The sequence below is a fragment of the Spirosoma radiotolerans genome (genome assembly GCF_000974425.1).
Classification (GTDB): Bacteria; Bacteroidota; Bacteroidia; order Cytophagales; family Spirosomataceae; genus Spirosoma; species Spirosoma radiotolerans.
The window spans coordinates 3,545,178-3,559,352 of sequence record NZ_CP010429.1 but is presented as its reverse complement, the minus strand read 5'-3'; the positions used below and the strand labels follow the sequence as shown (position 1 = coordinate 3,559,352).

The 14,175-nt window shown below is 48.7% G+C and carries 13 protein-coding genes; 9 read left to right on the top strand and 4 right to left on the bottom strand.

Going from position 1 to position 14,175, the window contains the following annotated elements:
- Positions 1-103: 103 nt before the first annotated feature.
- Positions 104-520: an OsmC family peroxiredoxin gene (locus SD10_RS14530; RefSeq protein ID WP_046574584.1), complete on the top strand. Its 417-nt coding sequence runs from the start codon at positions 104-106 to the stop codon at positions 518-520.
- A 57-nt stretch (positions 521-577) separates the two neighbouring features.
- Here SD10_RS14530 and lepA read toward each other — a convergent pair whose 3' ends face one another.
- Positions 578-2,365, bottom strand: coding sequence for a translation elongation factor 4 (gene lepA / locus SD10_RS14525; RefSeq protein WP_046574582.1), 1,788 nt, complete (start codon positions 2,363-2,365; stop codon positions 578-580).
- A 655-nt stretch (positions 2,366-3,020) separates the two neighbouring features.
- Here lepA and SD10_RS14520 point away from each other — a divergent pair.
- The 4 genes from SD10_RS14520 (at position 3,021) to SD10_RS14505 (ending at position 6,150) form a co-directional block, all read left to right on the top strand.
- Positions 3,021-3,494, top strand: coding sequence for an Lrp/AsnC ligand binding domain-containing protein (locus tag SD10_RS14520; RefSeq protein WP_046574580.1), 474 nt, complete (start codon positions 3,021-3,023; stop codon positions 3,492-3,494).
- Positions 3,495-3,662: 168 nt separating this feature from the next.
- A complete protein-coding gene (hslV, locus tag SD10_RS14515) occupies positions 3,663-4,202 on the top strand; it encodes an ATP-dependent protease subunit HslV (RefSeq protein WP_046574578.1) in 540 nt (179 codons plus the stop codon).
- A 54-nt stretch (positions 4,203-4,256) separates the two neighbouring features.
- Positions 4,257-5,732 carry a sensor histidine kinase gene (locus SD10_RS14510; RefSeq protein ID WP_227698976.1) on the top strand — a complete coding sequence of 492 codons (1,476 nt, stop codon included), beginning with the start codon at positions 4,257-4,259 and terminating at the stop codon, positions 5,730-5,732.
- Complete coding sequence (locus tag SD10_RS14505; RefSeq protein ID WP_046574576.1) at positions 5,689-6,150, top strand: response regulator; 462 nt, start codon at positions 5,689-5,691, stop codon at positions 6,148-6,150. Before SD10_RS14510 ends, SD10_RS14505 begins: the two co-directional genes overlap by 44 nt.
- A 44-nt stretch (positions 6,151-6,194) precedes the next feature.
- On the opposite strand, the gene dacB is transcribed toward SD10_RS14505, so the two are convergent.
- On the bottom strand, positions 6,195-7,757 hold the full coding sequence (dacB, locus tag SD10_RS14500) for a D-alanyl-D-alanine carboxypeptidase/D-alanyl-D-alanine endopeptidase (protein ID WP_046574575.1): 1,563 nt from the start codon (positions 7,755-7,757) through the stop codon (positions 6,195-6,197).
- A 134-nt stretch (positions 7,758-7,891) separates the two neighbouring features.
- On the opposite strand from dacB, the gene SD10_RS14495 reads away from it, so the two are divergent.
- Both SD10_RS14495 and SD10_RS14490 read left to right on the top strand, forming a co-directional pair.
- Positions 7,892-9,322 carry an MBL fold metallo-hydrolase RNA specificity domain-containing protein gene (locus SD10_RS14495; protein ID WP_046574573.1) on the top strand — a complete coding sequence of 477 codons (1,431 nt, stop codon included), beginning with the start codon at positions 7,892-7,894 and terminating at the stop codon, positions 9,320-9,322.
- Positions 9,323-9,425: 103 nt separating this feature from the next.
- Positions 9,426-10,394 carry an acetyl-CoA carboxylase carboxyltransferase subunit alpha gene (locus tag SD10_RS14490; protein ID WP_046574571.1) on the top strand — a complete coding sequence of 323 codons (969 nt, stop codon included), beginning with the start codon at positions 9,426-9,428 and terminating at the stop codon, positions 10,392-10,394.
- Between the two features lie 588 nt (positions 10,395-10,982).
- Here SD10_RS14490 and SD10_RS29455 read toward each other — a convergent pair.
- Positions 10,983-11,324 (bottom strand): hypothetical protein, encoded by a 342-nt coding sequence (locus SD10_RS29455; RefSeq protein ID WP_148562447.1) that lies wholly within the window; start codon positions 11,322-11,324, stop codon positions 10,983-10,985.
- A gap of 104 nt (positions 11,325-11,428) precedes the next feature.
- Positions 11,429-12,187 carry an ATP-binding protein gene (locus SD10_RS29450; protein WP_148562446.1) on the bottom strand — a complete coding sequence of 253 codons (759 nt, stop codon included), beginning with the start codon at positions 12,185-12,187 and terminating at the stop codon, positions 11,429-11,431.
- A 56-nt stretch (positions 12,188-12,243) separates the two neighbouring features.
- Between SD10_RS29450 and SD10_RS14475 the strand changes: the two genes are divergently transcribed.
- Both SD10_RS14475 and SD10_RS14470 read left to right on the top strand, forming a co-directional pair.
- Positions 12,244-12,939: an HAD family hydrolase gene (locus SD10_RS14475; protein ID WP_227698975.1), complete on the top strand. Its 696-nt coding sequence runs from the start codon at positions 12,244-12,246 to the stop codon at positions 12,937-12,939.
- 72 nt (positions 12,940-13,011) lie between these two features.
- Complete coding sequence (locus tag SD10_RS14470; protein ID WP_046574568.1) at positions 13,012-14,163, top strand: site-2 protease family protein; 1,152 nt, start codon at positions 13,012-13,014, stop codon at positions 14,161-14,163.
- Positions 14,164-14,175: the final 12 nt, after the last annotated feature.

The following is a 14,175-nucleotide window of genomic DNA, read 5'->3' as shown; positions in this document are numbered from 1 at the left end:
TGATCACAAATACTTTTTAACATAGGTGAAAAATAGGTAGGATCGTGCTTCTTACTTTTGACCCAACAAAACGAAATTACAAACGAAGTCAACCAATAAAATTATGAAAATTACCCGCAATGCACAGGCTCATTGGGCCGGAACCGGTAAAGATGGTCAGGGATCCGTAACGACGGCCAGTACCGTGTTGAACCAAACGCAATATTCGTACAAAACGCGTTTTGAAAATGGCGTAGGGACAAATCCAGAAGAGTTGGTAGCAGCGGCTCATGCGGGCTGTTTTGCCATGCAATTGGCATTCAATATTCAACAGGCTGGCTTTGCTGCTGATTCCCTTGATGTAAACTGCGCGATTACCCTCGAAGATGGCGGCATCACGAGTTCCGTGCTGACACTCAAAGCGGCCGTACCGGGCCTCGACAAGGCGAAGTTTGACGAACTCGTCGATCATGCTGAGCACAACTGCCCGATCTCAAAACTGTTTAACACAACGATCAAGGTAGACGCTACGCTGGCGTAGTCAATTGGCATCTTTATAATTAAGAAGGCCAGCCCGGAAACGAGCTGGCCTTCTTAATTAATTGATTTTCAATACGGCCATAAAGGCTTCCTGCGGTATTTCGACATTGCCAACCTGGCGCATTCGTTTCTTCCCTTTCTTCTGCTTGTCGAGCAGTTTACGCTTCCGGGAAATATCACCGCCATAACACTTGGCCAATACGTCTTTACGGAGGGCACTCAAGGTTTCGCGGGCAATGATTTTCTGGCCAATGGCTGCCTGGATTGCAATTTCAAACTGTTGCCGGGGAATTAACTCGCGGAGCTTTTCGCACAGTTTCTTGCCCCATTCGTACGACTTCGAGCGGTGAACGATGGCAGAGAGCGCATCCACCTTGTCGCCGTTGAGCATCACGTCGAGCTTCACCATGTCCGACTCGCGGTTGTCCATAAACTCATAATCGAGGGAGGCATACCCGCGCGAAATTGTCTTGAGTTTATCGAAAAAGTCGAACACCACTTCGGCCAGTGGCATCTCGAACTGAAGTTCAACACGGTCGGCGGTCAGATACACCTGGTTTTTGAGCAAACTCCGCTTGTCCATGCAGAGCCCCATGATCCCACCGACATATTCGGCCTTCGTAATGATCTGTGCCCTGATAAACGGTTCTTCAATGTAGTCGATCAGGTTTGGATCGGGCATATCAGCGGGGGCCGATACCTGAAGCTCTTCGCCTTTGGTGGTCATTACTTCGAAACGTACCGATGGCACCGTTGTGATGACGGTCATGTCAAATTCGCGCTCCAGGCGTTCCTGCACAATCTCCATGTGGAGCATACCGAGGAAACCACACCGGAAACCAAAGCCCAGAGCCGCCGATGTTTCGGGTTCCCACACGAGGGCGGCATCATTGAGTTGCAGCTTCTCCATGGCATCGCGGAGGTCTTCGAACTCGCTGGTCTCTACCGGATAAATACCTGCAAACACCATCGGTTTTACTTCCGAGAAACCCTGAATCGCTACGGTAGCCGGATTGTCGATTGTGGTAACGGTATCGCCGACTTTTACTTCTTTGGCTACTTTAATGCCTGAAATCAGGTACCCTACATCGCCACATTCAATGACGTCTTTGGGTTCCTGGGTCAGGCGGAGCGTCCCAATTTCATCGGCGGTGTATTCTTTCCCGGTATTCATAAACTTCACCTTATCGCCTTTGCGAATGCGGCCGTTCTTGACCCGGAAAATAACTTCGATGCCCCGGTAGGAGTTGAAATGCGAATCGAAGATCAACGCCTGCAACGGACCCGCGGGCTCGCCTGTTGGGGCTGGGATGCGCTCGACAATGGCGGCCAGAATTTCAGGAACACCAATCCCTTCTTTACCCGACGCCGGAATAATGTCGTCACGTTCACAACCCAGCAGGTCCACCATTTCGTCCTTGATCTCTTCGGGCCGGGCACCCGGCAGGTCGATCTTGTTCAGGACGGGGATGATAACCAGGTCGTTATTGAGGGCCAGATACAAATTTGAGATTGTCTGGGCCTCGGTTCCCTGCGATGCATCGACCAGAAGTAACGCCCCTTCACAAGCGGCAATCGAGCGTGACACCTCGTAGCTAAAGTCAACGTGACCCGGCGTATCGATCAGGTTCAGCGTGTACGTTTCTCCTTTGTGGACATAGTCCATCTGAATGGCGTGGCTCTTGATCGTGATGCCTCGCTCACGTTCCAGGTCCATATCATCCAGCAACTGGGCCTGCATGTCGCGGGAGCCAACTGTTTTGGTGAACTCTAACAAACGGTCGGCCAGGGTACTCTTGCCGTGATCAATGTGGGCGATAATGCAAAAATTACGAATATGTTTCACGTTGGAATATCGGATCGTCGTTACGACGGGGAGTCTTTCTTACTTAATAAACGGCAAAAATACGCAAAAAAGTCCGCGTTTAAGCTAGACGTGGGTAGCGCTGGTGCGACAAGTTTGTAGCTGTCAATGGAGAAACAGATATGAACGAAGCTTTTTCAGGTATGAGGACTCCGTTGAGGAGATTTTCCTGACTACTATCCTGGGCAAAGGAGTTTTCCCGCAATGGCTGTAAAAAAACAAACGCCGGACTCATCGGGGAGCCGGCGTGTTCAATTACACTTCATCAACAAACTAAAATCGTTGCCCGCTTAAGCGGAGCGTTGCTGTAGGAGGGGGACTCGAACCGCCCACGGTGCAGTTAGCTACAGTACAACTCTGGTGGTCAACCCCAGTCGCCTTTGCAGGCGGCATTATGCTGCGTTTATCCTTTATCACCACCCCCGAGACAGGAGGGCACGTCTGCCAATTTCGACATCCTACAGTGTGAGGAAAAAAATCAAGAAGACCGGCGTGTGACCCCGCTCGATCAACTTGACAATACAAAGATAGTGCAGATGGGCTATTCGTTGCAAATTTTATATAAAAATTTCCTAAAATTTATAAATGGCTCAAAAAAGAGGTAATTTTGTTGACACTCATCAAAAAATGCTCTAAAATGACGGAGAAAAATTTAGAAATTGATAATACGGATCTGAAAATACTGAGTCTATTGATGCAAGACGCCAATATGGCCTATACCGAAATAGGTAAACGTATTTTTGTCTCTGGCGGTACTGTTCACGTCCGGATGAACAAATTGAAGCAGATGGGTATTGTGCGTGGGTCGCAACTGGTTATCGATCATGCAAAGCTTGGCTGGGACATCAGCGCTTTTCTGGGTATTTACCTGGATAAGAGTTCGTTGTATGAAGAGGTCTCCCAGCAACTCGAAAAAATTCCCGAAGTGGTTAATATTCATTATACGACCGGTATCTATAGCATCTTTGCCAAGATTGTTTGCCGGGATACCCAACACCTGCGCGAAGTACTGCACGATAAAATTCAGAAAGTGAGTGGTATTCAGCGAACCGAAACGTTTATCTCGCTCGAAGAAAGCGTAAACCGGCCAATTCCTTTTGCGGAAGGGTAGATGGCGGTTTACTCTTTGTAGTATTCGGTTAGCGTGTCGACAGGCTCATACAGGGCCAACCAGCCATAGCAACGGGTTGCCTTTACCCACAAACCGTAACCCAAATACCAAATACAATGAACCCTAAACCCCTTTCGGCCTGTTATACACATCAACAAATTACAATTCATGCAACCCAAAATTCATGCAACTACAGTAGTCGGGATTCGGCACAATGGCCAGGTATCACTTGGCGCCGATGGGCAGGCTACGATGGGCAATACCGTTGCCAAGAGTAATGTGCGTAAAGTGCGCATACTGATGGGCGGAAAAGTACTGGCTGGTTTTGCCGGGTCTACCGCCGACGCATTTACGCTGATTGAACGTTTCGAGGAAAAACTCAATGCCTACGGGGGAAACCTTAAACGGGCCGCTATTGAATTAGCCAAAGACTGGCGGACAGACCGCTATCTTCGTAAGCTGGAAGCCATGTTAATTGTAGCCTCCAAAGACGATCTGTTGTTGGTGTCGGGCACGGGTGATGTCATTGAGCCTGATGCCGATGTAGCGGCTATCGGCTCCGGCGGGATGTATGCTCAGTCAGCAGCTTTAGCTCTGAAAAAACATGCATCGGGCCTGTCGGCCGAAGAAATGGTTCGTGAGAGCCTGCACATTGCCGCCGATGTATGCATATATACGAACCATAATTTGGTCGTTGAAACGTTATAGAAATTGACGACACCCAGCTTCGTTGTCTATCTTTGTACTGATTAACTCTACGGTATGCAAAAAATGAACGTAATTGGCTCATTGCTGATGAACCGTCGCATCGCGATGGGTTTTATCGTAGCTATGGTGCTGATTGGTTCAGGATTTACCATCTCGTTCTACAGCTATATCCGGTATGGCGACGATACAAAACAGGTTCGCCACACGTATGAAGTTATTCAGGTGCTTAATAATATCCTCTCGTTGGTCAAGGATGTCGAAACCAGTTCAAGAGGGTATACCATTACAAATGACGTCACCTACCTGGAGCCCTATCGAGCCGCGCTTCGGTTGTTACCCTCAGAAATTAACAAATTACGAAACCTGACCAACGATAATCGCGTTCAAATCCGACGTCGGTTCCTGCTGGAGAAGCTCATTAAGGACAAGCTGGCTATTACAAAGTCGCGATTAACGACTAAACTTCTTGACCCCAAAAGTTTAGTAATTAATAAGGAAAGCAAACACCGAATGGATTTGTTGAGAACCCATGTGGCGTTGATGGTCGAAACGGAGCAGACATTAATGGATGTACGAAACCGGCAGGCTGATCGATCGTTTCGAAACACGCTCATTATTATTGCCGCGTTATCGCTGCTAACCTTCCTTACCTTAGTCGTTCTATATCGGTTGCTGGAGCAGGAGTTGGCCCATCGGCAGCAGACCGAAGATCAGTTGCGCGCATATGATACGCAGTTGAGAGGCCAGATTCGACAACTGGAAGCATCGAACGAAGAACTGGAGCGATTTGCGTTTGTGGCAAGCCACGATTTGCAGGAGCCGTTGCGTAAAATTCAGTCATTCGCGAATCTAATTACGGACCGATACGGTAACTTGTTCGATCCCGACAGTATGCTGTTCATGGGTAAAATATCGAACTCGGCCGAGCGCATGTCCAAACTTATAAAAGACCTGTTGAATTTTTCCCGCATTTCCAGTCACCGGGAGAATTTTGAACCGGTTTCATTGAGTGACATCGTGCAGCGAATTCTGGATGACCAGGAATTACGCATCAAGGGGTTGGATGTTCAGCTTGAGGTAAGCAGTTTACCCGTCATTGAAGGCATTGCCAGCCAAATGGATCATTTGTTCAATAACTTGATCTCCAATGCTTTAAAATTCGTTCGTCCTGATGTTCAACCGCTCCTTCGTATTGATGTTCAGGCAATCGATGGGGAGTCTTATGCCGGGTTAATACCCGGCCGAAACTATTTTGAAATTACGATCGAGGATAATGGAATTGGGTTTGAGGAGAAATATCTTGACCACATCTTTAAAGTTTTTCAACGATTACATGGCAAAAGCGCTTTTGAAGGAACCGGTATTGGACTGGCCATCTGCAAGCGCGTTGTCATGTATCATCACGGTTACATTACAGCCCGCAGCCAACCAAATGAGGGCACCACGTTTGTAGTCGTTTTACCAGAAAGCCAATCACAACAACAGTATGACCGACCAACTTCAGAAACCTATTCATATCCTGCTGGTTGACGACGACGAAGACGACCGTTACCTTACTCGGGAGGCCTTTCATCAGCATTACCCAGCAAGCCGTATTTCATTTGCTGAAGACGGCGAAGACCTGCTGGATTTCCTGCGGTATGAAGGGCGGTATGCAGGCGCAGCTCATACGCTGCCTGAGCTTATATTACTTGATTTGAACATGCCTCGCAAAGATGGCCGGGAAGCCCTGCGGGAAATTAAGTCGAACGATGCCTTTCGGCATATTCCCATTCTGGTGCTGACCACGTCAGATGCTAAAGATGATATTGAAACGTCTTATTTTAATGGTGCCAACAGCTTTATAACAAAGCCGCCTACCTTTCAGCGACTGAGCGAAGTGACGAAAGCCATTGGTCAGTACTGGTTCAATGTGGTGACTGTTTGTGAACACTCGGAGGACGAATAGAAAAAGAGTGAATGAGTGAATAAACGTCCTGCTAAACCACTCTTTCACTCTTTCACTCTTTCACTCTTTCCTTTCAGACCGACCAGATCGACAAAAATCTTTTCCAGCGCGTTCGTTACGGCGCGGTTCTGGCCAGGAGTGAATTTATTGACCAACACACAAAAACTCATCCGTTCGCCGTCCGAAGCGGTAAAGTAACCCGCATAGGCCCGAACACCCTCGATGGAGCCACTCTTGGCCCGGATATTACCTGCTGCGGCTGTTCCGCGGGCCAGCGTTCGTACGGTTCCGGTCTGCCCAACAATTGGAATCGTTTCATAAAATTGAGGGAAGACCTTTTCGCGGCCCATAAGGCTAAGAATCCCGGTCATGTTATCCGCCGTGAGGGCGCCCACAGTCGAAAGGCCGCTTCCATCCCGAATCCGAAATCCGTTCAGATCGACTCCTTTGTTTTTCCAGTAGGCCGTTAGGGCGTCCACACTAGCCTCCGTCGACCGAACGGGTTTGGTCAACGCCAGTGCCGTTGTTCGCAGAAACGCTTCGGCGTATAGATTGATACTCTGGTAATTTGTTTGCTGAACTAACTCCGTCAGCAACGGAGACTTATGTTGACTAAGGAGCGTTCGTTTGCCGGTTGAAACAACCGTTTTGGGTAAGCCGCCCCCTTCCGATACGGCTGAGTTGCTGACCGGTACATTATCCTGGATGAGTTGATTTTGAAGCGCAAAAGCGGCAAAAAAAGCAGGGTCGGGTAGGGAGCCTTTTACGCTGAACTCGTTGGCCGGCTCGCCAAGCGGAACTTTGCCCGTCAGCCACTGCTGATTCATAAACGGGACCCCGTAAATATTGACCTGATCGCCTGTATTGGCCGCATCGGTCGTAACCGTGTTTCGAAAGTCAAGATAAGGGAGTACAGGGTCTGTGCGCAGCACGCTCGCGGGTGCACCGACGGATTTGCCAGGTCTGAAAAACACACGAAACAGGTTTTCATTTATATTTAGTGCACTTAGGCTGGCGCCGTAGTAATTACCAAGATCGCCAAATGGCCAGGTGCCGGGCGTCGTCAGGTCGTCGTACAGGCTGGCATCGCCTACAACCGTCCCCTGAATTTTTCGAATGCCCGCAGCCCGAATCGCATCTGACCAGCTTTTTAGTAAAGCCGGTAAATCATAATAAGCCGGAAACCGCCAGCTTCCCAGCGAAGGATCGCCCGTACCCCGGATGTACACATTACCGGTCAGCACACTGTCTTTTACCGCGCCATCGTACTCAAGATTTGTCGTGTAGGTATAGCTGGGGCCCAACACCGCCAGGGCTGTCGCTGTGGTAATAAGTTTTAATGTTGAGGCTGAGGGCAGACTCAATCGGGCATTATATCCGACGAATTCTTCCCCGTCGCGTACCCGCCGAACGGACAGCGCCACGGTACCATTACGAATGGCCGGACTCGCCTGGAACGTTTCTACCTGCCTGAGCAGTTGCTGAATAGCCAGTGAATCCGCTGATGGCTGGGGTTGGGAGAAAGTAGGAAAAGTGGCAAAAAAGAGGAGCAGACAGGCTAGCAAAACAAGCGAAAAGAAGGCTCGAAAATGGGGAATAAAGCGCATTCAGGAACAGTTAGGCGATTCAACGGCTATTTCGTACTTTTGCAAACTTACGAAGTTTGCGCCACCCAACTTGCGTTAAAAGCACCTATCCTAAGATATCGAATAAACGACACCGAATAGTTAAAGTTGCACGCATGAAATTATCATTTTTGGGGGCGGCCCGGCAAGTAACTGGCAGTATGTATCTGCTGGAACTGGAGGATGATTACCGCATCCTGATTGACTGTGGTTCCGATCTGGAGCGCTCTGGTTCAAACGGTCAAACACCCCCCGCCGTTACTCATCCGGGATTTTTTCCGTTTGAGGCATCAAGTATAAATCTGGTTCTGCTGACCCACGCCCACGTGGATCACTCGGGTAATTTGCCCAATTTATATCGTGAAGGCTACGAAGGCCAGATACTCTGTACGGAGCCCACGTTCGCCCTGACTAATGTGCTGCTTAAAGACTCCGCATCGCTCAATCAAAAGCGCATCAACGAGCTGAACGCCAGCAAAAAACAGCGGGTGAAAGATCGGCAGCTGCAGATGCAGAAGGACTTGTTTTTAGACAAGCAGGTTCGGGAAACAATGGAGAATGTTGTCCCCATTGGCTTCAACCGCAAGTTCAGGGTTGCCGATGGCGTCGATGTGACGTTCATTCCGGCAGGCCACTTACTCGGGGCAGCGCACATTGTTATCAATGTGATGGAAAACGGCGAGCGAAAAAGTATTTGCTTTTCGGGTGATATTGGGCGGAAAAATTACCCGCTTTTAGTCGACCCGGCTACGGTGCCCGCCGTTGATTACCTGGTTTGCGAAAGTACCTACGGAAACCGCCTTCATGAGAACCAGATGACGCCCGAAGATGCCCTGGCTGATATTATTCAGCGCACCTGCATCGACATTCCGGGGCGGCTTATTATTCCGTCGTTCAGCGTTGGCCGGACACAGGCGCTGCTGTATACACTTAATCGGTTATACACGGAGCGAAATTTTCCGCCTATCCGGGTCTTTTCGGACAGCCCCATGGGGTTCGAGAGTACCAAAATTTACATGCAGCACATTAGCATGTTAAATAAGGAAGCCAGGGAGTTTTATAAGGAGAACGAAACGTTGTTCGATTTTCAGAATTTCCAGTTCCTGGAATCATCAAAGGCCAGCAAAGCGGTCTCCAATTTTGCTGAACCCTGCATTATCATCTCCTCATCGGGCATGGTGCAGGGCGGTCGGGTCGAATACCACGTGGCTGAAAACATCAGCAATCCGTATGCGACGATCTTGATCATTGGCTATTGTGCTGAAGGTACGCTCGGCTGGCGCCTACTGAATGGCCAGCAGACCCTCAGTATTAAAGGCACAGACCACCAGGTGCTGGCCAATGTTGAAAAAATTGACGTTTTCAGCGGTCATGGTGACCGCAATGACCTGATCAATTTTGTGCGGATGCAGTCGCCCGAAACGCTCAAAAATATTTTCCTTGTTCACGGCGAATACGAAAGCATGGAGTCGTTTAAGGCCACGCTGGCCGAAGAAGGTTTCCCACAGGTTATTATCCCGAAGAAGGGCGAAAGTTTTGACTTATAAAGGATGACTGCTGAGGTAGGCATGATGGATGAGGCTGCGGGCTGCTTTTATCATGTCTACCTCAGCAGTCATAATCGTACCGGCGACCCGGTCATCATCATACATGAGAACATACCTTGACTTTGAAAAACCCATTGCTGACCTTGAAGCCCGGCTGGAGGAGACTAAGAAATTAGCGCAAACCAGCAACGTGGATGTCAGTGAAGCGGTTAACGTGCTGGAACAGAGCATTGATAAACTGCGACGGGAAATTTTTCAGAATCTTACCCGCTGGCAGCGCGTCCAACTATCGCGGCATCCAGATCGTCCCTATACGCTCGATTACATTTCGCTCATGTGCGATCAGTTTATCGAACTGCACGGCGACCGTACTGTTCGCGACGACCCAGCGATGGTCGGCGGCTTCTGCGAACTGGGCCGTGCCGGCGAACCGGGCCAAACCGTGATGATCATCGGTCAGCAAAAGGGGCGGAACACCAAGCAGCGCCAGTACCGGAACTTTGGTATGCCCAACCCCGAAGGCTATCGGAAAGCCCTGCGCCTAATGAAACTGGCCGAGAAGTTTAACAAGCCTATCGTTACGCTGATCGACACCCCTGGTGCGTTTCCGGGTCTGGAAGCCGAAGAGCGCGGGCAGGGAGAAGCGATTGCCCGCAACCTGAAAGAAATGTTTATGCTGACGGTGCCCGTTATTTGCATCGTGATTGGCGAAGGCGCTTCGGGTGGTGCGCTGGGTATCGCCATCGGCGATAAGGTATTTATGCTCGAAAATACCTGGTACTCTGTTATTTCGCCCGAAAACTGTTCGACCATTCTGTGGCGTAGCTGGGACTTTAAAGAACAGGCTGCCGAAGCCATGAAGCTAACGGCCCGTGATATGCAGATGAACAAACTGGTGGATGAAATTGTGGAGGAACCGCTGGGTGGTGCTCATAATGACCATCAGGCCATGGCCAACCATCTGAAAGAAGTTATTCTGAATGCCATTGAACAACTAAACGCCATCGACCCACAGGAACGAATCAATCAACGCATTGACAAATTCTGTGAAATGGGTGTTGTTCTGGAATAAGTGTCCGGGCTAATCTCCAGATTGGCCGTTGCCTAAACGAACGAAGCCGCCAGGAAATCCCCTGGCGGCTTCGTTCGTTTAGGCGAAGCGTTTAATATTTCCGTGGTATAAGGCCGCGCCTAACTCGGCAAATTCCAGTTGATCATTGAGGTCGGTTGCCTGTCGGGTGGACCTTGCTGTCGTACGGCCAACACAAGCATAGGCTTCAATCCGCTTTATTTAAATTCTAACTGCTCCTGAAAGTATAAAATCGTTGTCTTAAGTTGCTCTTTCGCCTTACGAAGTTGTTCTGCTCGACGGGCAGCGTGATCGACTTCCTTTATTTCGATGAAGCAAAATGTTTTACTATCGAAAACGGCGCAGTCGCAGCGTTGAGTACCATCACTATCCAGAAAAAGACATTTATCTATGGCCAGAAAGTGGAGGTTACGTTGTGTCGGGTTCTCAATCGTAAAATGTTTTATGCCACCAAGATCACTCTGGATTGTACACCGACCTTTATCCGTATCATAAATGCAGAATTCGGAATCCGTAAGGGTTTGTAAGCAATTGTTTTCCTGAATTTTTGGGAATGTTTGTCGGATAGTATCAATCACGGGGTACGCTACGGCTAAGTTCGAGTAATTGGTCCTGTTCTCCGGCTAAGTCTTCCGAAACATCGTCGAGTTCGTTATCGGCAATCAATCCGGTTTTCTCACTGATAATGCTTCGAACTGTACCGCCATCTACGTAATAAGCGGCAAAATCATTGGGATTGATCCAGCACCGAGCCGGTATGATTCTCTCAACTTCTGCCCGTAATTCCTCACTGCGTTGCGCCACCTTGTACGCCAGCATCAACGTGTTAAATGAGCTGAGCACATAAGGGCTATGCGTTGTGATAACCCATTCTGCATCCTGGTAATTAACGTCGGGTTGGAGACCACCCATTAAGCTGTATATTAGGTTTTTTTGAGCGGTAGGGTAAAGGTTGAGCTCGGGTTCTTCGATGATGAAGCGACGACTGTACTGTATTCGCAACTGTTCAACAACCATTAATAAAGGAATATTGATTGGTAGCCGCTTGCACTTTGATTTAGGTCAATTCTGCCGTTTGCGTGTATTAAAATGTCTTTACCTTGAATATGTTCGAAAGTGATATTTAGAAATGGAATATGAAAGTCTACAATCTGGTTGCGAACGCTTTCAAATTTACTGGCAAAAGCAAGAATAGTTGCAGGGAAATCTACATGTGCGTTCACTAAGCTCCATAGCGAGTTTGAAAGCACAGAAAGTAACATTCGTTCAGATGGAATGTACTCTTCTACTATCGCGCCTGAAGAGCGCCACACATTGGGAAGTTTTTTTATTCTGCTGAGTAAGTTTTTCAATAATTCAGAGGTTTGAATATCAGGCGTAAGTTCAGATATTTTTTGTAAAGCTTCCAACATGTCGCCTTGATCAGTTGGCCAATCGGCAGGCTTTGATTCGATATCTGGGAGTGCTGAATCTTGAGCTAATACCTTTCCTTCGTCATCTAACACACTATAAGTTAGACTACCATCACGTATAATTGCTTGAAAACGGCTACTATAAAATGATACTGTTGAGTTAGGAGTAATGTAATTATGTATGTTATAATCCCTAAATGTTTCACGAGTGAACTTACCTGACTTCCTTGATGATAGGATTGCAATCAACTTCGCAAGCGTACTTTTCCCCGAACCCTGCGGGCCGATAAATACGGTATGCTTCTTCACCTCTAACTCAGCCTCTTTGATCGGGCCGACGTTCTTTACCGTCAACTTTGCCATCCTGTTTCACCGTTTGTCTGCAAATCTAACGTTATCTTTGGCTTCCGGTTTACCTAATGCCCGAACCGACGCTATACGTGCAGGTTATGCTCAATACATCAACGCTTAAAAACCTTATTTTCGACCTCGGCGATGTGATCATCCCGATAGATCTGACCGCTCCCATTCGCAACTTTGCCATGCTGGCCAACCTGCCCGAAGAGCAGGTGCGGGAACTTTGGATGCAACACGACATCGTTGGGCAGTATGAAACCGGCCTGATCGATGATGATGCCTTTCGGACGCACGTGCGAACGCTGCTGAAAAACCGGGCCAGCGAACCGGGTTCTGAAACGGTGTCATCAGACCAATGGGCCGATGAGGTAATCGACACCGCCTGGAATACCATCCTTCTCGACTTGCCGATTGAACGCATTGAGCGGATCAAAGAATTGAAATCGGGGTATCGCCTGTTCCTGCTAAGCAACACCAGTCCGATTCATATCCGCAAGGTAAATAGCGTGTTGACGGGTATGGGGCAGCCACCGCTGGAGGAGCTTTTCGAACGGGTGTTTTACTCCTACGAGGTTCGTCTGGCAAAACCATCGCCCGAAATCTATCAGCATGTGCTGTCTGAAGGTGGACTGGTTGCCGAAGAAACCGCTTTTTTTGACGATAATGCTGCGAACATCAAGGCTGCTGCCGGGTTAGGTATTCAGGCCGAACACGTACAGCCGCCGTTGACAATAATTGACTATCTAAAAGATTTATGATGTTGGATGTATGATATAGGCCGACGACTAGCCATACATCATACATCCTATATCATACATCCGACATCATAAATGAGCCCACGTACCCGTACCTACCTCCTCCACGGAGGTCTTTTTTTAATTACCCTGATTACGACCACCATGGCGGGAGCCGAGTGGATGTTTGGACGTCTGTTCATACCAATTGAGGGAATGAAAACGCTCGGTTGGGCGGAGTTTGTGGAGGGATTTAACTTTTCGATCCCTTTTCTGGCCATTTTGACTGTTCATGAGTTTGGCCATTATTTTACGGCAAAAGCCAACCACGTGCGGGTTACATTGCCTTTCTATATTCCGTTGTGGATTGGTATTGGGCAAAGTATTGGTACGCTGGGAGCGTTCATTCGGATCAAAGACTACATCAACAGCCGTCAGAAATACTTCGATATTGGTATTGCTGGTCCACTGGCTGGTTTTGCCCTGGCGCTGGTTGTGCTCTGGTATGGGTTTACGCATTTGCCGCCCCCCGAATTTATCTTCACCATCCACCCGGAATATCAGAAATGGGGGCTCGACTATGGCCGTTATGCGTATCAGAATTTGCCGAAAGACGTTGCCCCCCTTGCTCTCGGTGATAATTTGCTCTTTAATTTCTTCAAAAACCACGTAGCCGATCCTGCCCGCGTGCCGCATCCATACGAAATGGTTCATTATCCATATCTGATGGCGGGTTACCTGGCTTTGTTCTTCACGTCATTGAACCTCATTCCCATCGGGCAGTTAGACGGTGGCCACATTTTGTATGCCCTCATTGGCCGCAAGCGGTTCCAATGGGTATCGCCTATATTATTTACCGCTTTTGCCTTTTACGCTGGGTTGGGTGTGTTTAAGCCAAGCGATTTTGCCGTTCCAACCGACGAAGCTTTTTATTCGGAGTTGGGCAATTTTGGTCTATACATTGGCTTCCTGTATCTGGCTTTTTCGCGGATCAGTGAAAACCGGATGACATCCCTGATCATTACACTCAGCGTTGTCGCTACTCAGTTGGTGGTCGTTTGGGTGCGGCCGGATATCGAAGGGTACTCTGGATTTCTAGCGTTCGCCTTCGTATTAGGACGATTCCTGGGGATTTACCACCCAGAAACTGAACTTGAGGAGCCGCTTAATGGTAAACGGCAGTTGTTGGGGTGGCTGGCGCTGGTTGTTTTTGTCCTGTGTTTTAGCCCCCGTCCGTTTGTATACTAAGCTGCTGGCTGC

Coding starts and splice junctions, on each gene's coding strand:
- SD10_RS14530 (WP_046574584.1), top strand. CDS start 104: ATGAAAATTACCCGCAATGCACAGGCTCATTGGGCCGGAACCGGTAAA.
- SD10_RS14520 (WP_046574580.1), top strand. CDS start 3,021: ATGACGGAGAAAAATTTAGAAATTGATAATACGGATCTGAAAATACTG.
- hslV (WP_046574578.1), top strand. CDS start 3,663: ATGCAACCCAAAATTCATGCAACTACAGTAGTCGGGATTCGGCACAAT.
- SD10_RS14510 (WP_227698976.1), top strand. CDS start 4,257: ATGCAAAAAATGAACGTAATTGGCTCATTGCTGATGAACCGTCGCATC.
- SD10_RS14505 (WP_046574576.1), top strand. CDS start 5,689: ATGACCGACCAACTTCAGAAACCTATTCATATCCTGCTGGTTGACGAC.
- dacB (WP_046574575.1), bottom strand. CDS start 7,757: ATGCGCTTTATTCCCCATTTTCGAGCCTTCTTTTCGCTTGTTTTGCTA.
- SD10_RS14495 (WP_046574573.1), top strand. CDS start 7,892: ATGAAATTATCATTTTTGGGGGCGGCCCGGCAAGTAACTGGCAGTATG.
- SD10_RS14490 (WP_046574571.1), top strand. CDS start 9,426: ATGAGAACATACCTTGACTTTGAAAAACCCATTGCTGACCTTGAAGCC.
- SD10_RS29455 (WP_148562447.1), bottom strand. CDS start 11,324: ATGGGTGGTCTCCAACCCGACGTTAATTACCAGGATGCAGAATGGGTT.
- SD10_RS29450 (WP_148562446.1), bottom strand. CDS start 12,187: ATGGCAAAGTTGACGGTAAAGAACGTCGGCCCGATCAAAGAGGCTGAG.
- SD10_RS14475 (WP_227698975.1), top strand. CDS start 12,244: ATGCCCGAACCGACGCTATACGTGCAGGTTATGCTCAATACATCAACG.
- SD10_RS14470 (WP_046574568.1), top strand. CDS start 13,012: ATGAGCCCACGTACCCGTACCTACCTCCTCCACGGAGGTCTTTTTTTA.